The following is a 22,924-nucleotide window of genomic DNA, read 5'->3' on the forward strand; positions in this document are numbered from 1 at the left end:
GAACGGGCGGCGCCACCGGCACAGGCGGAGCCTGCGGCACGGGCGGGGGCGGCGGCGGCGCGACCGCGCGCTCGGCACGCACCGGCGGCACCTTCACCGGCTCGCTCTGACGTGGCGGACGCGGCATCAGCGGCGGTTCGCCGCGGGCGACGCGCGGCGGCATCGGCTCCGGCCGCGGTTCACGCTCGGGGCGGGGCGGCGCGATCGGCTCGGGCGTAAAGCCGGGGAGAGGATCGCTGCGGCGCTCGGCCAGAGCGGGCGCCGGCCGGCGCACTTCGTCGGCGAATGACGGGCGCGCGGGCCGCGGCGGCGGTTCCGGCATTTGCGGCTCGGGATGATCGAGCAGTTCGGGCCGCGGCGCTTCGTCGGCCCAGCCGCCGGTGTCCGGCATGGGCGCAAGACGCGGCGGTTCGGCGGCGTTGGAACGCTGCGGGAGCTGGTCGCGGCCGGGCGCGGCGCGCACGATGTTCGGCTCGACGACGATGTCGGTGGGGCCACCGATCATCAGGAGATGCTCGACATTGTCGCGCCGGACCAGCACCAGGCGCCGGCGGCCGTCCACGGCGGCGGCGTCGATCACGGCGAGCCGGGGCATCCTGCCACGCTGGGTGTTGGCACCGAGCCGGCTGGTGGCGAATCGGCGAACCAGCCATGCAGCGACGCCGATCAACGCCAGAACGACGATGAACGCGACGATGAAGGTGATAGGGCTGCCTTGCATACTTGTCCCCGACAAATGGCGCTTTTCTCATGCCCATGGTCAGGTGCGCCGACCACGGGCGTGCGATGCCCCAAACTGCGATCTCTTAATGTCCCACGGCAAGTTTTGCCGTCCCCAACTCTTAATAACCTATGAATCGCCCGATCCAAAACGACTTCTTGGCCCGCGAATGCGCCGCCAAACGGTTGGGTTAATGCCACTTTTGAGGGCGTAGAATCACGGGGGCGCCGGGGCATGTCCCAATCGGAAACATCCGTCTGCAGCCGCCTTAACCACCTGTTAACCATACACGCGGCAAATTCTGCCTAGCTTCGGGCAACGGTCCGAGGGCGGAAGGAGCCGCAACGATGTCCATCAACGACCTCCCGGTGCTGTCGGCGCTTCGCACCAAGATGCAGTGGCACCAGGAACGCCAGCGCGTCCTGTCCGAGAACGTCTCCAATTCCGATACGCCCAATTTCCGGCCACGCGACCTGGTCGAGCCGAAGCTCGACAAGAGCGGCGCCGTCACGGGTTCGATGGGCCCCCTGGCGCTCACCCGCACCAGCGGCTCCCACATGACGCCATCCGGCGCGGCCTCGAACTTCGACCAGAACAAGAACGCGGGCTTCGAGACCCGCCCCGCGGGCAATGCCGTCAATCTCGAGGAAGAGATGATGAAGTCCGCCAGCAACCAGATGGATTATGCGGCGGCGACCTCGCTCTACTCGAAGAGCCTGCATCTGCTCAAGACCGCGATCGGCAAGGGCTAGAGCTGAAGGAAACAGATCATGGCGAATGACAGCAGCGACTTTGCCCGCTCTATGGCGATCGCGACCTCCGGCCTGCGCGCGCAGGCCGGGCGCATGCGGGTGATCTCGGAGAACATCGCAAACGCGGATTCGACGTCGCAGACCGCCGGCGGCGATCCATACCGCCGCAAGGTGCCGACCTTCTCGTCCGCGCTCGACCGCACGCTCGACGCGCAGGTCGTCACCCTCGGCAAGATCCGGCCCGACCAGTCCAGCTTCCGCGTCAAATACGAGCCGAACAACCCGGCGGCGGACGCCAGCGGCAACGTCAAATATCCCAACGTGAATTCGGTGGTCGAGATGACCGACATGCGCGACGCGCAGCGGTCCTACGAGGCCAACGTCAACATCATCAGCGCGACGCGCCGGATGATCCAGCGCACGCTCGATATCCTCAAGTCCTGAACAGGATCCTTAAGCCATGGCATCACCGACAATCGCAGCCAATGCCTATGCCAACCTTGCCCGCGTGCTGGAGAACAGCGGCGCCGGCAAGGGCAGCGAGGCGCCCGCGCAGTCCTTTGCTTCGCTGCTGAAAGACGCGGTCGGCAGCGTCATGGAGTCCGGCCGCAAGTCGGACGCGCAGACCGTGGCGATGGCCGCCGGCAAGGCCAATGTGATGGATGTGGTGACCGCGGTCGCAGACACCGACGTCGCGGTGTCCACGCTGGTCTCGGTCCGCGACCGCGTGATCGCGGCCTATGAAGACATCTTGAAGATGCCGATCTGATGGGCGCTGTCATTCCGGGGCGGTGCGAAGCACCGAACTATGGTGCGCAATTGCGCACCTGAGAATCTCGAGATTCCGGGTTCTCGCTTCGCGGGCCCCGGAATGACGAACGTAACTGAAAGCGAGAATTGCAATGACCGGACCTGAAACCCTCGATGTCGCGCGCGATGCGATCTGGACCATCGTGATCGTGTCGTCGCCGCTGATGGTGGTGGGGCTGGTCGTCGGCGTCATCGTGTCGCTGTTCCAGGCGCTGACGCAGATCCAGGAGCAGACGCTGATCTACGTGCCGAAGATCCTGGCCATCTTTGCCACAATGCTGCTGGCGCTGCCGTTCATGGCCGACGCACTCCATTCCCACATGCTGCGGATATCATCGCGAATCATCGGCGGCTGAGGCACAATGCGTGAATTATGCGCATCGACGTCTCGCTGCTGCCGGCGCTCGCCGCGGCCTTCATGCTCGTCTTCGCCCGGGTCGGCGCGATGGTGATGCTGCTGCCGGGGCTGGGCGAAACCAACATCCCGACGCGGATCAAGCTGTCGATCGCGCTGCTGCTGACGCTGATCATCCTGCCCTTGCACCGCAACGCCTACCACGTCGACATGGGCTCGATTGCCCCGCTGCTGGTGCTGATGCTGCATGAGATCGCGATCGGCATCGTGCTGGGCGCGACCGCGCGCGTGACGCTGTCGGCGCTCCAGGTCGCCGGTGCCGTGATCGCGCAGCAGATGGGGCTGGGTTTCGTCACCTCGGTCGATCCGACCCAGGGCCAGCAGGGCGTGCTGGTCGGCAACTTCCTGACCATGCTCGGGATCACGCTGCTGTTCGCGACCGACAGCCATCACCTGGTGATCGCCGCGCTGAACGACAGCTATTCGATCTTCTCGCCGGGCGAGACCGTGTCCAGCGGCGACGTCGCCTCGCTCGCCACCCGGGCCTTTTCGGCCGCGTTCCTGCTCGGCTTGCAGCTTTCGGGACCGTTCCTGGTGTTCGGCCTCGTCTTCAACATCGGGCTCGGCGTGCTGGCGCGGCTGATGCCGCAGATGCAGGTCTATTTCGTCGGCGTGCCGCTCTCGATCTTCGCGGGCTTCCTGGTGCTCGGCGTCGTCATCACGGCGATGATGGGCACATTTCTGGATTACTTCATCGGTGTCATGCACCAGATGATGCCGTTGAAATAAGAGGGCTCGATGGCGGAAGACAACGATCCGGAGAGCCAAACAGAAGACCCGACCCAAAAGCGTCTCGAAGACGCCCTTGAGCGCGGTGACGTCGCCAAAAGTCAGGAGATCAACACCTGGTTCATGATCGCGGGCGGCACGCTCGTGGTCTCGACCTTCTCGGGCTCGGTTGGCAGCGGGCTGATGACGCCGATGCGCAACCTGCTCGCCAACTCCTGGATGATCAAGACCGACGCCCGGGCTCTGCTCGCGCTGATGCAGCAGATCGAATTCGCGGTGCTCGCCGCCGTCGGCGTGCCCCTGCTGATGCTGGCGCTGGCGGCGATTGCCGGCAACATGCTCCAGCACCGGCTGGTGTGGTCGGCCGAATCCCTGAAGCCCAAATTCAGCAAGATTTCGCCCGGCGCCGGCTTCAAGCGCATCTTCGGCAAGCAGGCGGCGGCGAATTTTCTCAAAGGCATCGGCAAGCTGATCGCGCTCAGCGTGGTCATGACCATGATCCYGTGGCCGGAACGGCACCGCATGGAGGCGATGGTCAAGCTCGATCCGGCGGCCCTGCTTGGCGCCACCACCAGCATGACCATCCATCTGCTCGGCGCGGTGGTCGCGGCGCTCGCGATCGTCGCCATCGCCGACTACTTCTTCCAGTACCGGAGCTGGTTCCAGCGGCAGAAGATGTCGCTCCAGGAGATCAAGGAAGAGTTCAAGCAGTCCGAAGGCGACCCGCACATCAAGGGCAAGATCAGGCAGTTGCGGCAGCAGCGCGCCAAGAAGCGCATGATGGCGGCGGTTCCCAAGGCCTCCGTGATCATCACCAACCCGACCCACTATTCGATCGCGCTGTCCTACGAGCGCGGCATGCAGGCACCGATCTGCGTCGCCAAGGGCGTCGACAACCTCGCCTTCAAGATCCGGGAGATCGCGCGCGCGCACGACATCCCCATCGTCGAGAACGTGCCGCTGGCCCGCGCGCTCTACGCCACCGTCGAAATCGACCAGGAAATCCCCACGGAGCACTACCATGCGGTGGCCGAAGTCATCGGCTACGTCATGCGGCTGAAGCGCGGATTTGGCGCCGGGTGAGGATAAAATACCCGAAAAGTACCGGAAATGGCCGTAATGTGGGAATCAGCGTACGTTTCGCCTCTGCCACCCTTGCGCCTGCGGGTCCGATTCAGGCAGGGAGGACCCGGCGCGCCCCGTAGCGCGTTGATTCTCTGCCGACAGGCTGCGCCAGCTTGAGATGACCGCCGAGACCGACCACGACCTCACGCGAGAACCCGCTGCGGCGCACGAGCCGTCGCCGCGCTCGGGCAGCATTGCGCTGGTGCTGCTCGTGGCTGCCGGCCTCGTCGCGGTCGCCGTCGGTCTGATGACGCTCGGGCGCGCGCAGGCGCAGCCCTACATTCTCGGCATCCTGGCCGTGCTGGCGATGGTCGGCCTGTTCAACCTGTTTGCGTTTGCCGCCGGCATCATCCGCTTCGTCGACCGCAGTCTGGACGATCCCGTGATGGGGCGCATCGCCGACCACGCCTTCGACGGGCTCGCGGTGACCGATCCGCGCGGCCATGTGGTCTATTCCAACGCCGCATATCTGACCCTGACCGGCGCCGCCGGCCCGCAGGATGTGCGCCCGGTCGAGCGCGTCTTCATCGGCAATCCCGACGTCTCCGAGGCGGTGTTCCGCCTGCTGAAGGCCGCGCGTGAGGGCAAACGCCAGCAGGAAGAGGTTCGCATCTCCGGCCATGACGGCAGCCAGGGCCGCTGGCTGCGCATGCGGGTGCGCCCGCTCGGCACCGGCAAGCGCGAGGCGAAATATGCGGTGTGGTCGATCGCCGACATCACCCGCGACCGCGAGCGTCAGGAGGACGTGTTCCAGGAACTCCAGCACGCGATCGAATATCTCGATCACGCGCCCTGTGGCTTCTTCTCGGTCAATCCTGCCGGCGAGCTCGCCTATGTCAACGCGACGCTGGCGAACTGGCTCGACTACGACCTCGCCGAGATCGGCTCGGGCGGCCTCAAGCTCGCCGACATCGTCTCCGGCGACGGCGCCTCGCTTCTGACTGCGATCGTGGCGGTGCCGGGCGAGGTGAAGACGGAGGTCTTTGACATCGACCTGCGCATGCGCACCGGCAAGACCATGCCGGTGCGGCTCTATCACAAGCTCGCCTTCGGCGCCGACGGCGCGCCGGGACCGTCGCGCACGCTGGTGATCAGCCGCGCCCGCGACGAGCGCAGCGATCCCGACCGCGCCGCCGAAGTGCGCTTCATGCGCTTCTTCGACCACACGCCGATGGCGATTGCGACCGTCGATCGCGGCGGCAATGTCGTGCGCGCCAACGCGCGCTACGCCAAGCTCGGGCAGGCCCTCGGGCTCGACAGCGCCAGCAAATCGATCTTCCGCGCGGTCAATACGCGCGACCGGAACCTTTTGATTGCGGCCATCAACCAGGCCGCCGAAGGCCACGCCGACGTCGCGCCGGTCGAGGTGGCGCTCGAGGGTACGAAGGAGCGTTGGGGGCAATTCTTCGTCACGCCGGTCGACGAGGCCGAGCATGACACCGAAGCTGCGATCGTCCACATGCTCGAGACCACCGAGCGGCGCGCGCTGGAGAACCAGATCAACCAGTCGCAGAAGATGGAGACGGTCGRCCAGCTCGCCGGCGGCATCGCCCACGACTTCAACAACGTGCTCTCCGCCATCATGATGGCGAACGACTTCCTGCTGAACGCGCACAAGCCGACCGATCCGTCGTTCCAGGACATCATGCAGATCAAGCAGAACGCGACGCGCGCTGCGACCCTGGTGCGGCAGTTGCTCGCGTTCTCGCGGCGGCAGACCCTGCGGCCGCAGGTGCTCGACCTCGGCGATGCGCTCAGCGACCTCGCCATGCTGCTGCGGCGGTTGATCGGCGAGAAGGTCAAGCAGGAGACCATCCACGGCCGCGATCTGTGGCCGGTGAAGGTCGACGTCTCCCAGTTCGAGCAGGTGATCGTCAATCTCGCGGTCAACGCGCGCGACGCGATGCCCGACGGCGGCAAGCTGATCATCCGCACCGCCAACGTCACCGCGGACGAGGCGGCCAAGCTCGCCTACAAGGGCATGCCGGCCGCGGACTATGTGCGGATCGAGGTCGCCGACACCGGCACCGGCATTCCCGCCGACATCCGCGACAAGATTTTCGAGCCGTTCTTCTCGACCAAGGAAGTGGGCAAGGGCACCGGTCTCGGGCTCTCCACCGTCTACGGCATCGTCAAGCAGACCGGCGGCTTCATTTACGTCGATTCCGAGCCGGGGCAGGGCACCTCGTTCCACATCTTCCTGCCGCGCCACCATGCCGAGCAGGAAGCGCAGGTCGAGCAGCCGGCGCCGGCGGCCGGCGCACCCAATGGCGCCGCGAAGGAAGCCGCATCCGCGGCGGAAGCCAAGCCGCGCACCGATCTCACCGGACAGGGCACCATCCTCCTGGTCGAGGACGAAGAGGGCCTGCGCGCACTCAACGCACGCGGCCTGCGTTCGCGCGGCTACACCGTGGTCGAGGCCGAGAACGGCGTCGAGGCCATGGAGGTGCTGGAGGAGCAGAGCGGCGGGATCGATCTCGTCGTCTCCGACGTCGTGATGCCGGAGATGGACGGCCCGACGCTTCTGAAGGCGATGCGCGAGAAGAACCCCGAAATCAGGTTCATCTTCGTCTCCGGCTACGCCGAGGACGCCTTCGAGAAGAGCCTGCCGGAAGGGCAGCAGTTCGACTTCCTGCCAAAACCGTTCACGCTCAGCCAACTCGTGGCGGCGGTGAAGGAGACGATGGCCAAGGCGGGGTGAGCGCGTTTGAACGAAGGACGCGCGACAACCTCCGTCGTCGTCCTGGCGAACGCCAGGACCCATACGGCGTGATCTATCGATTGCGCACGCTGCCAATCCCGAATGCCCGGTCTTTGCCAAATTGCTTTCTGGGGTAATGGGTCCCCTGAGTTCTCCTGGCGTTCGCCAGGACGACATCGGGCAGATCTCAGGCGATTCCTTAAGTTACAGTTGTAAGATGAATTCTCGTCGTAAACGCGCCGGTAACCAGCGACCACGGTTCCGTCGCAGTCGCGCCTCAACCCTCCGCCAAATATGGGCTTTTGCCACATCCCCGCGACTGAGGGCCGCAGCCATAAGTTCCGAAAYCGGCTTCCCTTTTCGGGAAGGCTGACCATCTTAAGAGCACGTCCCCATGCCGGGGATTTGGGAAACGAACATGACTTTCTCGCAACGTAGCCGCAGTCTCTTCAAGACGATTGCCGTCGTGCTGGCGCTCGCGCTGCCGACTGCGCTGGCGATCTCGTCCGCCGACGCCCGCGTCGGCGGCGGCTTCTCGTCGGGTTCGCGCGGCTCGCGGACCTACTCCGCCCCGCCGTCGACCACGACCGCGCCGGGCTCGACCTCGCAGTTCAACCGCACCTACACCCAGCCGGGCGCAGGCATGAACTCGGCCGCAGCCACGCCCGCGCGCGGCGGCCTGTTTGGCCGCGCCGGCGGCTTCATGGGCGGCCTCGCGGCCGGCTTCCTCGGCGCAGGCCTGCTCGGCATGCTGTTCGGCGGCGGCCTGTTCGGCGGCCTCGGCGGCTTGTCGTCGATCCTCGGCCTGATCATCCAGATCGTGCTCGTGGTGGTCGTGGTGCGGCTGGCGATGTCGTGGTGGCAGCGCCGCCACACGCCGCAGGCGGCCTACGCCAACGCTGATGCCGGTGCCGGTCCGGCGCCGCAGACGAACTATCGCAGCGGTCTTGGTGGCGGCTTCGGCTTCGGCGCCAACAATGCGCCGCTCGAAATCAAGCCGGACGACTATGAGGCGTTCGAGCGCCTGCTCGGCGAGATCCAGGCCGCTTGGTCGAACGAGGACGTGGCAAAGCTGCATACGCTCGCGACGCCGGAGATGGTCTCCTATTTCGAGAAGGACCTTGGCGAGAATCGCGCGCGCAACGTCGTCAACAGGACTTCCAACGTGAAACTGTTGCAGGGCGACCTCGCCGAAGCCTGGCGCGAAGGCGAGACCGACTATGCCACGGTGGCGCTGCGTTTCGCGCTCACCGACAAGACGCTCGACCGCAACACCGGCGCGATCGTCGCCGGCAGCGAGCAGCCGGGCGAGGTCACCGAAGTCTGGACCTTCGCGCGCCGGCCGGGCAGCGGCTGGGAATTGTCGGCGATCCAGCAGACCAACTGACCGCCAGCGAATTGAACAACAAGGGCGTCGTGCTCCGGCACGGCGCCTTTTTCTTTTGAAGCCGCGTATATCCTGATCCGGCCGGCCATTGGCGCGAAGCACTTAATTGCTTGTTGCCCGCGCAGAGCTCCCGCAATTTCGCTCCTGACGGTTGGAGAAGGAGATATTCGGTGAGTCAGTCTGTCGCGCGCCCCAGGACAAATCACGAAACCATCGCCAGGAATTCGTCCCTGCCGCTGGAGGCGATCGAAACGGCGTATGACCGGATCGAGGCCGAGCGCGACCGCAATTGCTGGATCTATCTCCGCCCGCGGGAGGAGGCGCTCGAAGCCTGCCGCAAGCTCGTGGCGCGCGCCCGGACAGGCGAAAATCTTCCGCTGCTCGGCATTCCCTTTGGCGTGAAGGACAATATCGATGTCGAGGGAATGCCGACCACTGCCGCATGCCCGGCGTTCAGCTACACGCCCTGGCATTCCGCGCACAGCGTCGAACGCCTCACCGCGGCCGGCGCAATTTGCCTCGGAAAGACCAATCTCGATCAGTTCGCCACAGGCCTGTCCGGCGCGCGTTCGCCCTATGGCCCCTGCGCGTCGGTTGCCGATGCGCGCTATGTTGCGGGCGGCTCCAGTTCCGGGTCCGCGGTCGCCGTGGCGGCCGGGCACGTCGCGTTCGCGCTCGGCACCGATACCGGCGGGTCCGGCCGCATACCTGCCGGCTTCAACAACATCGTCGGGATCAAGCCGACCGTTGGGCTGGTGTCATCACGCGGGCTGGTGCCGAATTGCCCGACGATCGATTGCGTTTCGGTGTTCTGCAATACCGTCAGCGATGGCGAGGCGATCCTCGACATTATCGAAGGGTTCGATTTCGAAGATCCCTACAGCCGCGTGCCCAGGGCGGTTTCATTCGCCGGTGGGGCGGTGCCATCGTTCCGGTTCGGCCGCATTGCGCCCGCCGATCTCGAATGCTTCGGCATGCCGGAATGCGGTGAGCTCTATGAGCGCGCCTGCGAGCGTTTCACGCAGATCGGAGGAACGGCGATTGAGGTGGACTTCGCCCCGTTCCGCCAGGCCGGGGAGTTGATGTTCAGCGGACCCTGGGTGGCGGAGCGGCACTCGGCCATCGCTTCGCTTTTGGACATCGATTCCGGCTCCCTGCTTGATGTCACGAGGACCGTGCTGGGCTCAGCCGCCGGCTATTCGGCGATCGACACGTTTGGTGCCATTCACCTGTTGCACCGGCTTCGCCGCAATGCCGAAGCGATCTTTGCGGGGATCGATGCGCTGGTGGTCCCGACCGCACCGCGGCCGTTCACGCTGGAGGAGATGGATCGCGATCCGGTCACCCTCAACAATCGCCTCGGCTACTACTCGTACTTTGCCAATCTGCTCGATCTCTGCGGCGTGGCGGTTCCGAACGCGACATTGCCGAACGGCATGCCGATGGGCGTGACCCTGCTGGCGCCGGCCTGGCATGATCGCGCGCTGATCGGACTGGCGCGGCGGTTCGAGGCCAGTGCAGGCCGAGCGGCGTTCGAATTGAAGTCTGGCGGCTGAAAGGCGGATATTATTCCGCCTCCTGCCCAAGCGTCGAAAGATCCAGGATCGAAATCACGGATCTGTCGTACCTGATCACGCCTTCCTCCTGGAGCCGCGCGAGCTGCACTGTCACCCATTGGCGGGTGGATCCGATGAGATTGGCGAGATCGCCGTGGGTAAACGGCATGCCGACGACGATCTCGCCGTCGCGCTTCACGCCGTAGACGTGCGACAGGAAGATCAGCAGGCTATGCAGCCGCTCGGTCACCGAGCGCGTCCCGAGCATCTGGGCCATCGCCGAATAGCACCGCGCCTTGAAGGCCAGGGCATCCAGCAAGGCGACGGCGATCGCCGGCGATTCCAGCGCAAGCCGCCGCAGCGCCGGTCCGGGCATGAACGTCAACCGGCTGCGTTCGGCCGCAACCGATGTCCACATGTGCGGGCCTGTTCCGAATATATCGGGGCCGCCGACGAAGTTGCCGGGAAACCAGTAGGCGAGCGTGACCTCGCGCCCCGACGGGGCCGCATAGTAGCTGCGTATGCGCCCCTCGCTGATCAGGTAGATCCCGGCCTGTGCGTCGCCCTGGGACCAAACCAGTTGGCCGGCTTCCAGGGCCTTCTCGCGTCCGATCGCACGCAAGCGATTGCAATCAGCCCGGTTGAGACCGTCAAGCAAGCCGGGCAGCGGCCTGACGAGATTATCCGACTCGGCCAGCATCACACCTGCCGCTATCGCGCTGTTCGCCCTGTGCATCGCCGGCTCCGCTGTGAGGCCCAGCGTCGATCATTCAAGAACCATGCCAGCGCGTTGTGGTGCGCTTCCCGATCTGCGAGTTCAGGCTGCGAGTTTCTTGGCGATCAGCTCGCGTCCGACTGATTGAACGCCCGCAACCCTTCTGCGCGGATGACGTCGAGACAATCCTTCTTGAGGGAAAGATAAGTTGGCTCGACCATGATGGTGCTCGACCGCGGGCGCGGCAGCTTGACCATGACTTCGCGCAGGATGCGGCCGGGTCCCGCGCTCATGATGAGAACGCGGTCGGCCAGCACGATGGCTTCATCGATGTCATGCGTGACGAACACGATTGTCGCCTTGATCCGGTCGCGCAGCTCCAGCAGATTGTCTTGCATCACCGCCCGGGTCTGTGCGTCGAGGGCCCCGAAGGGCTCGTCCATCAGCAGCACCCGGGGCTGATTGGCCAACGCTCGCGCGATCGCCACGCGCTGCTGCATGCCGCCCGACAGCGTGTTCGGATAGGCGTCGGCGAAACGCTTGAGGCCGACCATCGCGATCAGATCGTCGGCGATGGCATTGGCTTGCGTCGTGGACTTCCCGAGCATCCTGGGGCCGTGGGCGATGTTCCTGCGGACGGACTTCCAGGGGAAAAGATGCGGCTGCTGGAACACCATGCCGACATCGGGTCGCGGGCTGTAGACAGGCGAGCCCTCGACCAGGATGTCGCCTTCAAACGGCACTTCCAGTCCGGCGATCGTATTGAGCACCGTCGACTTGCCGCAGCCGGAGGGCCCGACGATGCAAACGAACTCGCCAGGCGCCACGTCGAAGGAAACGCGATCCACCGCGATGGTCTGCCCGCGGTTGGTGTCAAAAACGATGCTCAGGTTCGAGACCTGAATGGCCGGTTGTTTCCGCTCCTCCTCGACGGAGGCTGGCGAACTTGCCAGAGCCAGTTTCATGATCGATCGAGGTCCCGACATCAACGCCACCAGACAGTACGTTCCGCAAGAGCCGAAAACAGCCGGTCGGCAATGAACGAAATCAACCCGAGCGCCGCGAGCCCGCCCATGACCTGGCCCGTTTGCAAATTCTGCTGCGCAATCTCGATCCTGTAGACAATGCCGGCGAACGCGCCGGCAAGTTCGGCGGCGACAAGCGTGTAAAAGGAGATGCTGACGGCGGTGCGCAATCCGACCACGATGTAGGGAAGCGCGCCCAGCAGTACGATCTCCTGGAGCATCTGCCGCCGGGGCGTGCCGAGCATCAGCGCCGCCCGAATCAGGCCGCGGTCGACCTTCTGCACGCCGATGTGGGTCGCAAGCCAAACCGTGAAGAACACGCCCCATACGACGAGGAACAGCTTTCCCGCCTCCGACAGGCCGAACCAGAGGATGACGATCGGCACGAAAGCAATCGGCGGAATTGGCCGCAGGATATGGAATAGCGGCGACAGCAAGCTCGAAACGACGGGGAATTGGCCGGTGAGGATACCGAGCAGGATGCCGAGCACGCCGCCCACGATGAACCCCGTGGTGACGCGAAAGAGGCTGGCCAGCAGATCGCCAAGGAACTGTCCGCTGCGTATCCACTCAAGGACGGCCGCAGCAACCACCGTCGGCGGCGGAAACAGCACCATGTTGACGGCCCCGGAACGGGAGACCAGTTCCCAGATGCCGACGAACAGGGGAAGCGAAAGCGCCCCGACCAGAATATTGAGGCGGCGGAGACGCGCTGAATCCGGCCGCCGACCGCGACCGCCAGTGCGGAGAGCAATCTCTCGTCGCGCTGAAGTGCCGTCTGGCATGGCTGTGCGGGGGCCTATTTCCACGTGAGGGTGACGCGTGAGGGGTCGACCTTCTTCAGCGGCTCGGTGACGACGACTTTGCTGAAGTCGGGCATCGCCGCTCCCGGGGGATGGTTGCCGCTCTCGAGGCGCCATGCGGAGTGGGTCTTGAGAATCTCGATCAGCCGGTCGTCGAGGCGCACCCGGTAAACATAGTCGGCCCAGATGGGGGCGAGTTCGTCCCGCTTCATGCCGACCGCGTCCGCCACGACCGTGATCGCTTCATCCGGGTGCGCCTTCATCCAGACCTCGGCATCGATCAGCGCGGCGATGAACTTCTCAACCAGCGCAGGGTTGGCATCCAGATAGGGCCTCATGACGACGATGTTGAACGTTTCCGAGTAAGTGCCCGTTGTATCGAGCTGAGCGACGGCTTCGCCCAGGGCCTTCTTGGCGTTGGCGATGTGGGGTTCCCAAGTGTCGATCGCGTCGATGCTTCCTGCCGCAAGTGCCGGCAGCATCTCCTGCGGCCGCAGATTGACGAGGGTGACATCCTTGGCAGTCAATCCCGCCGACTTCAGCAAAGTCGCCGTGTAGACCTCGCTGCCGGTGCCGGCCGTGAATCCGATTCGCTTGCCGCGAAGATCGGCCTTGGTCYTGACGCCGGCCTTGGCGGCGACGACCGTCTTGAGGTCGGAATATTCCATGCCGGCGACGAAGGCGATGGGCTGGTTTGCCATCGCTGAAGCGGTGACCGGCGCCTCCGCCGTCGTCGCGATGTCGGCGCCGCCCCCGATCACCGTGTCCAGGCACTGCTTGCCGGACGTGAAGTTCGAGACCGTGATGTCCAGTCCGTTCTTTTCGAAAATCCCCTTCGATTTGGCGACGATCGCAAGGCCGGAGATCGGTCCGAGGTTTTGCGCAAGCCTGGCTTTGAGCAATTCCGCGGCCGAGGCGCAGTCCGGACCGATGGCAAGGCAGCAAAGTGCCGCATAGCCGGCAATTGCCGCGATTGGGCGGACGGTGTTCCAGTGCATGACGATCTCCCCTCACGCCGCGCCCGGCGGCAGCCCCGATGTGATCGCGGATACCGCCCTGAACGGTTCCGCTACAGACTCCCGCGTCCTCCCCTGGGCGATCGCTTGAGGATCGGCCCACGTTGGTATGCTCGCCCGGCGCTACGGTCTCGGGAAGCAATTAATCGACACGGCCTTCGGGGGCGGCCGGTCCCGCGCCGCCGCGCGAGGTGACGCGCGTGCGGTGGGCGGCCGCCGGAATCCGGAATAATGTCCGTCGTGACGGGTTCGTGTCAGAGGGTCAAAGCGGGCCAGCCAGGAGCAATCGCAGGACCAATCGGGAGGATAGGATGAACATTTTTGCCAGGGTCATCGTGCCAGCAGGCGCCGCGCTCGCGGTGTTCGCAAGTCCATCGGTGCTGGCGCAGTCAGCCGATATGACCTTCTTTGTGACCTCGAGCGGGCCGGGCAAAGGTGCCGATCTCGGCGGCCTGGAAGGGGCCGATGCGCACTGCCAGAAGCTCGCGCAATCGGCCGGTGCCGGCGCCAGAACCTGGCGCGCCTATCTCTCGACCCAGACCGCCGACGGCAAGCCGGCCGTCAACGCGCGCGACCGCATCGGCAAGGGGCCGTGGCAGAATTCGAAGGGCGCGGTCATCGCCAAGGACGTTGCCGAGCTGCATGGCCCCGCCAACAACCTGACCAAGCAGACGGCGCTCAGCGAAAAGGGCGAGGTCACCAACGGAGCCGGCGATACGCCGAACCGGCACGACATCCTCACGGGGACGCAACCCGACGGCACCGCCTTCGCCGCCGGCGACGACAAGACCTGCAAGAACTGGTCGTCGAGCACGCAAGGTGCTGCGGTGGTCGGCCATGCCGACCGGCGGGGCCTGCGTGACGACGAGCCGTCGAAATCGTGGAACAGCTCGCACCCCTCGCGCGGTCCCGATGGCGGCTGCTCGCAGGCCGACTTGAAGAGCACGGGTGGCGACGGGCTGCTGTATTGCTTCGCGGCGAATTGAGGCGCGGAGCACCGTCCACCGTCATGGCGTCCGTGGTTGCGTGCTACACTCGCCGCAACGCAATCACGGACTGTTTCCATGAAATACGAGCTCTACTACTGGCCCGAGATCCAGGGCCGCGGCGAATATGTGCGGCTGGCGCTGGAGGAAGCGGGGGCAGCCTATGTCGACGTGGCACGGGGACCGCGCGGCACCAGTGCGATGATGAAGATGATGGATGCGCATGGCGGTACGCCGCCCTTTGCGCCGCCGTTCCTCAAGGCCGGCAAGCTCGTCATCGGCCAGACCGCGAACATCCTGCTCTATCTCGGCGCCCGCCACGGGCTCGCGCCGAAGATGGAGGCCGGAAAACTCTGGGTGCATCAGCTTCAGCTCACCATCACCGACCTCGTGGTCGAGATCCACGACACCCATCATCCGCTCGGCCCCTCGCTCTATTACGAAGACYAGAAGCCGCCGGCGAAGAAGCGCACGGCCGATTTCTGGAGCGCGCGCGTGCCGAAATATCTCGGCTATTTCGAGCAGCTTCTCGCCGACAATGGCGGAGCCCATATCACCGGCCGCAGGCTGACCTATGTCGATCTCTCGCTGTTCCAGATCGTCGACGGTCTGCGCTATGCCTTTCCCAAGCGCATGAAGGCTTTCGAGGCAGACATCCCGGGCCTCGTCGGGCTGCACGACCGCGTCGCCGCGCGGCCGAACATCAAGGCCTATCTCGACAGCCCGCGCCGCATTCCCTTCAACGAGCAGGGCATCTTCCGCCGCTACCGCGAACTCGATGGGTAGTGATGCGCGCTCACCACAGGCCCGGCAGCAGGCGATAGCGCACCCGTGCCGCATAATCGATGTAGCCCGGCAGGCCCTCCCTCAGCGCGCGCTCTTCGATGTCGATGYGGACCGCGAGCAGGACGAGGAAGACAGGCGTCATCGCCAGTCCCCACCATGAGCCCAGCAGCAGCGGCACGCCGGCGAAGAACAGGATCAAGCCGCTGTACATGGGATGGCGCACATGGGCGTACGGCCCGATCGAGATCACGTGCTGCGAGCGCTCGGCTTGCAGCTTCACCACCGGTGCGGCGAACGAGTTCTCGCGGAACACCCACATCGTGAACAGCGTCGAGAGCAGAAACAGCACGAAGCCAAGTGCCTGGAACGCGACCGGCATGTCGGAGGCCAGATGGCGCCGGTCGAGGCCCATCAGCGCCAGCCAGGCCAGTATCGCCACGACGAACACGGCCATGAACACCTTGTCGGCGGCCGGCTGGTCCTTTTGCAGGACTGGCCGCAGACGTTCGGCGAGCAGCGCCGGATCGACCCGATAGAGCCACCAGCCGCAGAGCGGGCCGAGCAGGGCGGAGGTGATCAGGAATATCCAGGCGGAAGGCCAATGCAGCGTCCCGGCGCACGCGAACAGCAGTCCGCCCATCGCGACGGTAACGATCGTGTTCTGCAACAGCAGTCTTGCGATCATGCGCAGGTCCCGGATCAACCGCGCACGATATTGGGCCCGCTATCCGGCGAAGATGCGACCGGACGCGCGAAAGGCCCGATCGACCGGATCGGGCGCTTCATCTTTGGGAGATTTGATCAGGCGAGCTGATCGATCCGCGTGCCCTGGCCCGGCGGCAGCGGCGCGGGCGGCGTCGGCTGGTGGGTCGGGTCGCTGTCCCTGGTCTTGGCCTGGTCGTCCTGCTGCTTGGTCGTGTCGTAGCTCGGGACCACGATCGCGATCGGCGGCGGTGCAACGGTGGAAACACTCATCCACAAATCCTCACAGATGGAAACAATCCACACTGGCCTGCGAGGAGCGAAACTTCCGTCAAGGCAATCGGTAAAATGCGAGGGATATGGTGCGGTGGGATGGGCTCTTCTGTGCCTCGTCGTGCCATGTCAGAGAGACGGCGAGACCTCTCCTCGCAATAACGGAGTACGTGGCCGGCTGCGCAGCGACACGTGTGCACTGCGCCCGCGGCAATAGCGAGACGTATGAGCGCCTACTCGTCCTTCGGCCGCGTGATCGCGATCGACGCTTCCGTCTTGGTGCGCGAGCACTCCATGTTGAGGCGCTTGAAGCGCATCGACACCTTGTCGCCGCGGAGCAGGCCCATGCGCTTCAGGCAGCGGGTCGCGCCTTTCGTGGTGTCGTCCTTCGGCACCGTGAAGATGATCGCCGCCGCGGACCCGACCAGGTCATAGAACTGCGGCGTCGGCTTGCGGTCGCCCTTGGCATAGAGCTCGTTGGAATAGTTCTGTCCCTGCGCGCGGCAGCCGAGCGAAAGCTCCTTCGCTGCCGGGTGCGTCAGGTAGATGATATTGGCGGCCTTGAAGTTGACCTTCAGTCTGTCGACGCCGCTCGCGAGCTGCTTTGCGATGTCGTCGCACTGGTCCGCGCGCGCAGGCGAGACGAGGGTGACAAGGCCGGTGATGGCGGCGGCAAGCAGGAGCGCGCCGCGGACGTTCGGTTTCAAAATCATGATGAAAAGCCCCTTGGAGGGCGCATAAAAGCCTGTACGCCGAGGCCATGCAAGACCTTCGATCAGGCCTATTGCGAAGGGTTGTGCTGTTTAAGCGCCCTGGGCGCTGAGAAGCTCCTTTTCTATTGTTTGCTTCAGCTGCTTCAAATCCTCCAGATGCCTGCCAATCCGCGACACGTCGGCCTTGGTGATGGAATCGCGAACGTCCGCGACGACGCCGCGCGAACTTGCCGCGACCTGGCGGACGCCCTTTGCCAGGTTCTCTCCCTTTGCAAAGTAGCTTGAACCAACCAGCAGGCTGCCGCCTGGCAACCTGGCGATTCGTTCCTTCACGCCTTCGACCGTTGAAACGATCGCTTCCGTGTTCAAGAGGGCATAGTCGTTCAGTTGGGAGATGATGTCGGTCAGGAGGATCGCCAGCTCTTGGACGGTGTCCACCAAGGCGCCGTTCTGTTCCAGACGTTCAGTGGCCATCTTTGCCGGGACAATGGCCTTCACATAGAAGTTGTACCCCACAAACACGATGACGGCCGAACCCAGCAAGAGAAACGCAATTGCGGGCTGCTCGTGTCCGGAAAGAGCCAAGAGACACGCCATCACCAAGGTCGCCGCCGCGAGAACGAGCAAGGCAAGCGCATATCCCCCGACCTGCCAACCCTTGATGACGGAGCCGGTGATCTTTTCGCTAAACTTCACCGCCGGCGTTGTAATTTCTGACATTTCGGATTCCCCCCTTTTCACCAGGTCGATTGCGGACATAAAATCGCAAAATCAGAGGTGGCGATAGCGTTCCCGGTGCTTCATCGGGACACTTGGAGACCGCACCAGGCGGCAGGGCCGCATCCCCAATTGTGGGCAGGCGAGAACCTTCCATTTGTGGGAAAAGGGCTTAGAAGAGTTCTATCTTCGGCGCCTTTGGCGCGCGCCCTGCGACCCCAATCCGAGACCAGACCATGAACGCTCCCACCGCCTTTCCCGACCCGTCCAAGCCCGTTCCGCCCTACAAGCACACCCCGCTGTTCCCGCTCGGCAAGGACGAGACGCCCTACAAGAAGATCACGGCCGAGGGCGTCCGGGTCGAGAAGGTTTTGGGGAAAGACATGCTGGTGGTATCGCGCGAGGCGCTGCGGGCGCTGTCGGAGGCGGCCTTTGGCGACATCAACCATTACCTGCGGCCGGGGCACCTGAAGCAGTTGCGCGCGATCCTGGAGGATGGCGAGGCCAGCCCGAACGACAAGTTCGTCGCGCTGGACTTTTTGAAGAACGCCAACATCGCCGCCGGCGGCGTGCTGCCGATGTGCCAGGACACCGGCACCGCGATCATCATGGGCAAGAAGGGCTGCAACGTCATCACCGACGGTGACGACGAGGCGGCGCTGTCGGAAGGCGCGCGCGATGCGTATCTGCGCCGCAATCTGCGCTACTCGCAGGTCGCACCCTTGTCGATGTACGAGGAGAAGAACACCGCCAATAACATGCCGGCGCAGTGCGAGATCTACGCCGAGGGCGATGACGCCTACAAGTTCATGTTCATGGCGAAGGGCGGCGGCTCCGCCAACAAGAGCTTTCTGTTTCAGGCCACGCCCTCGGTGCTGACCAGGGACCGGCTGCTGGCTTTCCTGAAGGAAAAAATCCTCACGCTGGGCACCGCGGCGTGCCCGCCCTATCACCTCGCCATCGTGATCGGCGGCACCTCGGCCGAGCTCTGCATGAAGACGGTGAAGCTGGCCTCGGCGCGCTATCTCGACGCGCTGCCGACCCACGGCTCGCCCGACGGCAACGCCTTCCGCGACGTCGAGATGGAGCAGGAAATCCACAAGATGACGCAGTCACTCGGCGTCGGCGCGCAGTTCGGCGGAAAATATTTCTGCCACGACGTGCGCGTGATCCGCATGCCGCGCCACGGCGCCTCGCTGCCGATCGGGCTCGGCGTGTCCTGCTCGGCCGATCGCCAGGTGCTCGGCAAGATCACCAAGGACGGCGTCTATCTCGAGGAGCTCGAGCACAACCCGGCGCAGTATCTGCCGCAGGTCGAGCAGTCGCTCGGCGGCGAGGTCGTCAAGATCGACCTCAACCAGCCGATGAAGGACATTCTGGCGACCTTCTCGAAAAATCCGATCAAGACGCGGGTCTCGATGACCGGCACCATGATCGTCGCGCGCGATTCCGCGCATGCCAAGMTGCGCGAGCGGCTGGAGAAGGGCGAGCCGCTGCCCGACTATTTCAAGAACCATCCGGTCTATTACGCCGGCCCCGCCAAGACGCCCGAGGKCTACGCCTCCGGCGCGTTCGGTCCGACCACCGCGGGCCGCATGGATTCCTTCGTCGACCAGTTCCAGGCCGCCGGCGGCTCGATGGTGATGGTGGCCAAAGGCAACCGCGCGCCGGCCGTGCGCGAGGCCTGCAAGAAGTATGGCGGCTTCYATCTCGGCTCGATCGGCGGTGCGGCGGCAAACCTCGCCGAGCACTGCATCAAGAAGGTCGAGGTGCTCGAATATCCCGAGCTCGGCATGGAAGCGATCTGGCGCATCGAAGTCGTCGACTTCCCCGCGTTCATCATCATCGACGACAAGGGCAACGACTTCTTCAAGGAATTGAATTTGGGCTGAGATGTCATGGCCGGGCTTGACCCGGCCATCCATCGCTCTTCAAGGAAGATGGATACGCGGGTCAAGCCCGCGTATGACGAAGTGAGGTATCGGCGAAGCCTCAACCCGCCTAACTGCAATTCGTGACCTGGTTGGAGCACAGCGCGCGCCACCAGCCGCGCACGCCGTCCTGGCTCTCGACGAGGCCCCAGAGGCCACTACAGGCAAAGATGCGCTTCGGGCCGCCATCGGTGTCGATCGCGCCGCCGAGCTCGCGTTGCGCCGGCATCCATTTGGCATCCACGAAGGGCGCCTGAAACAGCCCGCCCATGCGCGTGCCGCCATTGGCATAGGTCGCGCCGATCTTGTTGGACGCGACCCAGCCGCGCCCGGCATAGGGCTTCGGCGCATTGCGCGGATATCTCTTCTCGTCCTCGTAGTCCTTGCCCGGCGGTTTGGCACCTTCGATCAGGAACCAGCCGTCCCTGAAACCGATGATGCGGAATTCGGTGAGCCAGCCGCCGTCGGGCGTGTTCTCGCTGCCGCCCAACTTCAGCCGGTAGGGCGGCGGCAGCGTGCCAAGCACGCGCGCCTTTGCCGATGGCTTGGCGCGCACGTTGAGTCCGTTCGGATCCTTGTCGATGGACCAAGCGCCGAGATCGCAAGGTTCGGTGCCCTCAGGCAGCGTTGCGCGCTTGCCGGCAAGGTCGGCGTGCAGCTTGGCGAAATCGGTGTCGTCGTTGTCCGGATCGGGCTCGGTGCGCGGCTTCAACTCCGCTGATACCGCGCGTGTCGTATCCGGCGTCAGCGTGACCACGAGAGCCTGCCGTGCGGCGAACACGCTTGTGGGCGTCTTCGGATCGTTCGACGTCGCCGGATAGACGGCGAGGTAGCCGGTCGAACCGTCGGTCCGATATGCCGCGCCCGCCACGTAGCCTGCCGGCATCAGGGCGAGCGCGCTTGCGCGCCACGCCGGTTCGGTGTCGTCCGCACGCCCTGTCGCCGGCGTCGCGACACACAGGATCGTCGCCGCGATGAGTCGGAGAGCGCGCATGATCTGTTCGAACAGCCGTTCAGGCCTTGGTGCCCGTGAACGGAAAGCTGCCCATCGGGCCGATGCCCATCTCGCCGCTCATGCTGTCGCCGGAGACCGTTCCGATGAACTCGAGCGTCAACGGCATCGGATTGGTGATCGAGACCTTCCAGTTGACGGCGTCGCCGCTGATGGTGCCGTCGAAGATCTCGGTGGAATTGCCATCGGCGCCCTGCGTGCCCGTCAGCGTACCGCCGGAGCTCAACAGGGTCAGCGTCGCCTGGCGCTCGCCCATCGGGGTCGTCATGGTCAGATTCCAGTTGCCGTCCACGGCCATTTCCGTCTCCCAATTTTTTCCCGGCGGCCTGCGCCAATCCGCAAGGCCGGCCAGGGACGCCTATAGCCCAACTCGCGTGGCGTGACTAACGCTCTCTTTGCCGCGGCAAAAATTGGCGTTTTCGCGCGAAGGGGAAAGCGGTTCGCGTGTGGACAAGGCGTCGGGAGTTCAGGCGCGCGCGGCAGCACGTATGCGGCTACCGACGAGGAGGCGGAAGGCAACGTACTGGATCGCGAACGCCGCGATCTTCGCGCCGATCAGAACCACCGAAATATAGAAGGCCCACAGCTTCATGTCCCCCGTCATGGCGACGGCGACGGTCCCTGCGGCGAGCACGAACATCAGCGCGGCCCAGGCGTAGCCGGCGAGGGTGACGTATTCAGGAATGGTCTCGGTCACGATCGGGGGCAGATATCGCAACATCCAGCCGCGCTTGAGCATGATGCAGCCGATCGCGACATGTCCGATCGCCGGCTTTGCCAGCACGAAGCGCGGGTCGTGGGTGAGGAGCGTCGCACCGCCGAGCACGATGACGAGGCCGAGGCTCGCCCAGGTCATGTAGCCGAGCGTCTGGCCCTTGATCCGCGACCACACCACCTGGCCGATGGCGCCGAGGATGGCGACGACCGTTGCGAGGATGACGTTGTCGGTCGCCAGATAGATCACCAGGAAGACGATGGTGGAGAGGAAGTCGGAGGCGAGCCGGCGGAATACGTCTTTCATCGTCTGTCCTGTCGTCAATGAGAGTGGGGCAGGGCGGCGGCCGGCGCAGCATATTTGATCCGGCGATATTCGGGATACCACTTTGTGAAATAGATCGCGCTGTTGCGGGCGGCGAAGGCGACCGCGAGGCTCGACCAGAGCGGCAAGCCCGGGACATAGAGCAGCACGACATTCGCCGCCGTCATCAGCAGCGCGGCCGCGGTCCAGGCGCCGGTGATGATGTAGTTCGCAGTGAGGAAGCCGGGCATCGCCGCGGTCTCGGCCGGCACGGATTCAAGTGCATATTGCAGCGTGAAGGGCCGCCGGACCAGCATCGAGCCGAGCGACAGGATGAAGATGCCGATATCGACCGACAGCTTGACGCCGAGCGTGCTGAGCCTCGGATCGAGCAGTGCGAGGTAGAGGCCGATTGCGGCGAAAACGATCGCCGAGCCGGCGGTCAGGATCTTCACCGAGCGGCCGCGTGCGACGTCGATCGCGATGGTGGCGAGGCAGATCGCGGAGGCTGCGAACACGCTGATCGTGGCCGAGGTCACGAGCATCAGGAAGGTGTAGGCGCCGTAGGGGGCAAGGATCAGGAAAATCGTCATGGGCCGCCTCGGTCAGGCAAATCTTTACAGTGTAAAGATACGTACTTCAAGCCGTGGGCCGGGTCAAGCGAAATCTTTACAGTGTCAAAATAACGTAGGTGACTTCTAAAAGATGAATTGCTGCAATGGCTTGCTCGGAAATCTCATCGACGAATTCCGCCCAGGGCAGCAGCGGCAGCGCGCAGGCGATCAAGAGGCCGACGGGTAGCAAGACGCCGCAGCTGAAGGTGGCCTGGCTGCTCCGCCGCCGCCGGATCATCTGGAATGCGAGCGCGGCGCAAATCAGGGCGAGGACGGCAAGGGCGTTGGCGGTGATTGAGGGCATGTGCATGGGAGGCCTCTCTGGTGTGACACATCTACGCTTGTCATTCCGGGGCGACGCGAAGCGTCGAGCTACGATGCGCAATTGCGCATCGTAGCTCGCGCCTTCGTCGCGCC

Annotated in this window: 26 protein-coding genes; 12 read left to right on the forward strand and 14 right to left on the reverse strand. The window is 64.7% G+C overall.

Features of this window, described 5'->3' with window-relative positions; genetic code table 11:
• The coding region (locus ACXJL8_RS04980) for a flagellar biosynthetic protein FliO (protein WP_456684692.1) at positions 1 to 721 on the reverse strand (721 nt) is incomplete at its 3' end.
• Between the two features lie 347 nt (positions 722 to 1,068).
• On the opposite strand from ACXJL8_RS04980, the gene flgB reads away from it, so the two are divergent.
• From flgB to atzF, 9 genes are all read left to right on the forward strand, one after another.
• A complete protein-coding gene (gene flgB / locus ACXJL8_RS04985; protein ID WP_456621223.1) occupies positions 1,069 to 1,473 on the forward strand; it encodes a flagellar basal body rod protein FlgB in 405 nt (134 codons plus the stop codon).
• An 18-nt stretch (positions 1,474 to 1,491) separates the two neighbouring features.
• Entirely contained in the window at positions 1,492 to 1,917 is a 426-nt protein-coding gene (flgC, locus tag ACXJL8_RS04990; protein ID WP_456621224.1) for a flagellar basal body rod protein FlgC, read from the forward strand.
• 16 nt (positions 1,918 to 1,933) lie between these two features.
• Complete coding sequence (gene fliE, locus ACXJL8_RS04995; RefSeq protein WP_456621225.1) at positions 1,934 to 2,242, forward strand: flagellar hook-basal body complex protein FliE; 309 nt, start codon at positions 1,934 to 1,936, stop codon at positions 2,240 to 2,242.
• A gap of 133 nt (positions 2,243 to 2,375) precedes the next feature.
• Positions 2,376 to 2,639: a flagellar biosynthesis protein FliQ gene (gene fliQ, locus ACXJL8_RS05000; protein ID WP_015684971.1), complete on the forward strand. Its 264-nt coding sequence runs from the start codon at positions 2,376 to 2,378 to the stop codon at positions 2,637 to 2,639.
• Between the two features lie 17 nt (positions 2,640 to 2,656).
• On the forward strand, positions 2,657 to 3,427 hold the full coding sequence (gene fliR / locus ACXJL8_RS05005; protein ID WP_456621226.1) for a flagellar biosynthetic protein FliR: 771 nt from the start codon (positions 2,657 to 2,659) through the stop codon (positions 3,425 to 3,427).
• Positions 3,428 to 3,436: 9 nt separating this feature from the next.
• Positions 3,437 to 4,510, forward strand: coding sequence for a flagellar biosynthesis protein FlhB (gene flhB / locus ACXJL8_RS05010; protein ID WP_456684693.1), 1,074 nt, complete (start codon positions 3,437 to 3,439; stop codon positions 4,508 to 4,510).
• A 160-nt stretch (positions 4,511 to 4,670) separates the two neighbouring features.
• Positions 4,671 to 7,253 (forward strand): cell cycle histidine kinase CckA, encoded by a 2,583-nt coding sequence (gene cckA, locus ACXJL8_RS05015; protein ID WP_456684694.1) that lies wholly within the window; start codon positions 4,671 to 4,673, stop codon positions 7,251 to 7,253.
• A 394-nt stretch (positions 7,254 to 7,647) separates the two neighbouring features.
• Complete coding sequence (locus ACXJL8_RS05020; RefSeq protein ID WP_456621229.1) at positions 7,648 to 8,640, forward strand: Tim44 domain-containing protein; 993 nt, start codon at positions 7,648 to 7,650, stop codon at positions 8,638 to 8,640.
• A gap of 170 nt (positions 8,641 to 8,810) precedes the next feature.
• Complete coding sequence (gene atzF, locus ACXJL8_RS05025; protein ID WP_456621230.1) at positions 8,811 to 10,196, forward strand: allophanate hydrolase; 1,386 nt, start codon at positions 8,811 to 8,813, stop codon at positions 10,194 to 10,196.
• Positions 10,197 to 10,206: 10 nt separating this feature from the next.
• Here the strand turns inward: atzF and ACXJL8_RS05030 are convergent, their stop codons facing one another.
• From ACXJL8_RS05030 to ACXJL8_RS05045, 4 genes are all read right to left on the reverse strand, one after another.
• On the reverse strand, positions 10,207 to 10,932 hold the full coding sequence (locus ACXJL8_RS05030; RefSeq protein WP_456621231.1) for a Crp/Fnr family transcriptional regulator: 726 nt from the start codon (positions 10,930 to 10,932) through the stop codon (positions 10,207 to 10,209).
• Between the two features lie 104 nt (positions 10,933 to 11,036).
• Entirely contained in the window at positions 11,037 to 11,876 is an 840-nt protein-coding gene (locus ACXJL8_RS05035; RefSeq protein ID WP_456621339.1) for an ABC transporter ATP-binding protein, read from the reverse strand.
• Positions 11,877 to 11,896: 20 nt separating this feature from the next.
• Positions 11,897 to 12,553 carry an ABC transporter permease gene (locus ACXJL8_RS05040; protein WP_456684695.1) on the reverse strand — a complete coding sequence of 219 codons (657 nt, stop codon included), beginning with the start codon at positions 12,551 to 12,553 and terminating at the stop codon, positions 11,897 to 11,899.
• Between the two features lie 182 nt (positions 12,554 to 12,735).
• On the reverse strand, positions 12,736 to 13,737 hold the full coding sequence (locus ACXJL8_RS05045) for an NrtA/SsuA/CpmA family ABC transporter substrate-binding protein (RefSeq protein WP_456684696.1): 1,002 nt from the start codon (positions 13,735 to 13,737) through the stop codon (positions 12,736 to 12,738).
• Between the two features lie 329 nt (positions 13,738 to 14,066).
• Here ACXJL8_RS05045 and ACXJL8_RS05050 point away from each other — a divergent pair, with 329 nt between their 5' ends.
• Positions 14,067 to 14,741: a lectin gene (locus tag ACXJL8_RS05050; protein WP_456621234.1), complete on the forward strand. Its 675-nt coding sequence runs from the start codon at positions 14,067 to 14,069 to the stop codon at positions 14,739 to 14,741.
• Positions 14,742 to 14,819: 78 nt separating this feature from the next.
• On the forward strand, positions 14,820 to 15,527 hold the full coding sequence (locus ACXJL8_RS05055; RefSeq protein WP_456684697.1) for a glutathione S-transferase: 708 nt from the start codon (positions 14,820 to 14,822) through the stop codon (positions 15,525 to 15,527).
• A 10-nt stretch (positions 15,528 to 15,537) separates the two neighbouring features.
• Here the strand turns inward: ACXJL8_RS05055 and ACXJL8_RS05060 are convergent, their stop codons facing one another.
• From ACXJL8_RS05060 to ACXJL8_RS05075, 4 genes are all read right to left on the reverse strand, one after another.
• Positions 15,538 to 16,212 carry a methyltransferase family protein gene (locus ACXJL8_RS05060; protein ID WP_456684698.1) on the reverse strand — a complete coding sequence of 225 codons (675 nt, stop codon included), beginning with the start codon at positions 16,210 to 16,212 and terminating at the stop codon, positions 15,538 to 15,540.
• A 116-nt stretch (positions 16,213 to 16,328) separates the two neighbouring features.
• Complete coding sequence (locus ACXJL8_RS05065; RefSeq protein WP_456621237.1) at positions 16,329 to 16,502, reverse strand: hypothetical protein; 174 nt, start codon at positions 16,500 to 16,502, stop codon at positions 16,329 to 16,331.
• Positions 16,503 to 16,735: 233 nt separating this feature from the next.
• On the reverse strand, positions 16,736 to 17,215 hold the full coding sequence (locus ACXJL8_RS05070; RefSeq protein ID WP_456621238.1) for a hypothetical protein: 480 nt from the start codon (positions 17,213 to 17,215) through the stop codon (positions 16,736 to 16,738).
• Positions 17,216 to 17,305: 90 nt separating this feature from the next.
• Positions 17,306 to 17,935 carry a hypothetical protein gene (locus tag ACXJL8_RS05075; RefSeq protein ID WP_456621239.1) on the reverse strand — a complete coding sequence of 210 codons (630 nt, stop codon included), beginning with the start codon at positions 17,933 to 17,935 and terminating at the stop codon, positions 17,306 to 17,308.
• A 233-nt stretch (positions 17,936 to 18,168) separates the two neighbouring features.
• On the opposite strand from ACXJL8_RS05075, the gene ACXJL8_RS05080 reads away from it, so the two are divergent.
• Positions 18,169 to 19,824 carry a fumarate hydratase gene (locus tag ACXJL8_RS05080; protein WP_456684699.1) on the forward strand — a complete coding sequence of 552 codons (1,656 nt, stop codon included), beginning with the start codon at positions 18,169 to 18,171 and terminating at the stop codon, positions 19,822 to 19,824.
• Positions 19,825 to 19,933: 109 nt separating this feature from the next.
• Here ACXJL8_RS05080 and ACXJL8_RS05085 read toward each other — a convergent pair whose 3' ends face one another.
• From ACXJL8_RS05085 to ACXJL8_RS05105, 5 genes are all read right to left on the reverse strand, one after another.
• Positions 19,934 to 20,857, reverse strand: a complete 924-nt coding sequence (locus ACXJL8_RS05085; RefSeq protein ID WP_456621241.1) for an SH3 domain-containing protein — start codon at positions 20,855 to 20,857, stop codon at positions 19,934 to 19,936.
• A gap of 19 nt (positions 20,858 to 20,876) precedes the next feature.
• Positions 20,877 to 21,173, reverse strand: a complete 297-nt coding sequence (locus ACXJL8_RS05090) for a hypothetical protein (RefSeq protein WP_456621242.1) — start codon at positions 21,171 to 21,173, stop codon at positions 20,877 to 20,879.
• 168 nt (positions 21,174 to 21,341) lie between these two features.
• Entirely contained in the window at positions 21,342 to 21,896 is a 555-nt protein-coding gene (locus ACXJL8_RS05095; protein ID WP_456621243.1) for an inner membrane-spanning protein YciB, read from the reverse strand.
• A 14-nt stretch (positions 21,897 to 21,910) separates the two neighbouring features.
• On the reverse strand, positions 21,911 to 22,486 hold the full coding sequence (locus ACXJL8_RS05100; protein WP_456621244.1) for a hypothetical protein: 576 nt from the start codon (positions 22,484 to 22,486) through the stop codon (positions 21,911 to 21,913).
• A gap of 76 nt (positions 22,487 to 22,562) precedes the next feature.
• Positions 22,563 to 22,817, reverse strand: a complete 255-nt coding sequence (locus ACXJL8_RS05105) for a hypothetical protein (protein ID WP_456621245.1) — start codon at positions 22,815 to 22,817, stop codon at positions 22,563 to 22,565.
• Between the last annotated feature and the right edge of the window lie 107 nt (positions 22,818 to 22,924).

This window comes from Bradyrhizobium sp. P5_C11_2 (assembly GCF_054049755.1).

What these genes read in the sequence shown, in the direction of transcription:
- ACXJL8_RS05040 (WP_456684695.1), bottom strand. Translation starts at nt 12,553, where the DNA reads ATGGTGCTGTTTCCGCCGCCGACGGTGGTTGCTGCGGCCGTCCTTGAG.
- ACXJL8_RS05090 (WP_456621242.1), bottom strand. Translation starts at nt 21,173, where the DNA reads ATGGCCGTGGACGGCAACTGGAATCTGACCATGACGACCCCGATGGGC.
- ACXJL8_RS05070 (WP_456621238.1), bottom strand. Translation starts at nt 17,215, where the DNA reads ATGATTTTGAAACCGAACGTCCGCGGCGCGCTCCTGCTTGCCGCCGCC.
- fliQ (WP_015684971.1), top strand. Translation starts at nt 2,376, where the DNA reads ATGACCGGACCTGAAACCCTCGATGTCGCGCGCGATGCGATCTGGACC.
- ACXJL8_RS05105 (WP_456621245.1), bottom strand. Translation starts at nt 22,817, where the DNA reads ATGCACATGCCCTCAATCACCGCCAACGCCCTTGCCGTCCTCGCCCTG.
- ACXJL8_RS05085 (WP_456621241.1), bottom strand. Translation starts at nt 20,857, where the DNA reads ATGCGCGCTCTCCGACTCATCGCGGCGACGATCCTGTGTGTCGCGACG.
- flgB (WP_456621223.1), top strand. Translation starts at nt 1,069, where the DNA reads ATGTCCATCAACGACCTCCCGGTGCTGTCGGCGCTTCGCACCAAGATG.
- flgC (WP_456621224.1), top strand. Translation starts at nt 1,492, where the DNA reads ATGGCGAATGACAGCAGCGACTTTGCCCGCTCTATGGCGATCGCGACC.
- ACXJL8_RS05030 (WP_456621231.1), bottom strand. Translation starts at nt 10,932, where the DNA reads ATGCACAGGGCGAACAGCGCGATAGCGGCAGGTGTGATGCTGGCCGAG.
- ACXJL8_RS05050 (WP_456621234.1), top strand. Translation starts at nt 14,067, where the DNA reads ATGAACATTTTTGCCAGGGTCATCGTGCCAGCAGGCGCCGCGCTCGCG.
- ACXJL8_RS05020 (WP_456621229.1), top strand. Translation starts at nt 7,648, where the DNA reads ATGCCGGGGATTTGGGAAACGAACATGACTTTCTCGCAACGTAGCCGC.
- fliE (WP_456621225.1), top strand. Translation starts at nt 1,934, where the DNA reads ATGGCATCACCGACAATCGCAGCCAATGCCTATGCCAACCTTGCCCGC.
- ACXJL8_RS05100 (WP_456621244.1), bottom strand. Translation starts at nt 22,486, where the DNA reads ATGACGATTTTCCTGATCCTTGCCCCCTACGGCGCCTACACCTTCCTG.
- ACXJL8_RS05065 (WP_456621237.1), bottom strand. Translation starts at nt 16,502, where the DNA reads ATGAGTGTTTCCACCGTTGCACCGCCGCCGATCGCGATCGTGGTCCCG.
- ACXJL8_RS05075 (WP_456621239.1), bottom strand. Translation starts at nt 17,935, where the DNA reads ATGTCAGAAATTACAACGCCGGCGGTGAAGTTTAGCGAAAAGATCACC.
- ACXJL8_RS05095 (WP_456621243.1), bottom strand. Translation starts at nt 21,896, where the DNA reads ATGAAAGACGTATTCCGCCGGCTCGCCTCCGACTTCCTCTCCACCATC.
- fliR (WP_456621226.1), top strand. Translation starts at nt 2,657, where the DNA reads ATGCGCATCGACGTCTCGCTGCTGCCGGCGCTCGCCGCGGCCTTCATG.
- ACXJL8_RS05035 (WP_456621339.1), bottom strand. Translation starts at nt 11,876, where the DNA reads ATGAAACTGGCTCTGGCAAGTTCGCCAGCCTCCGTCGAGGAGGAGCGG.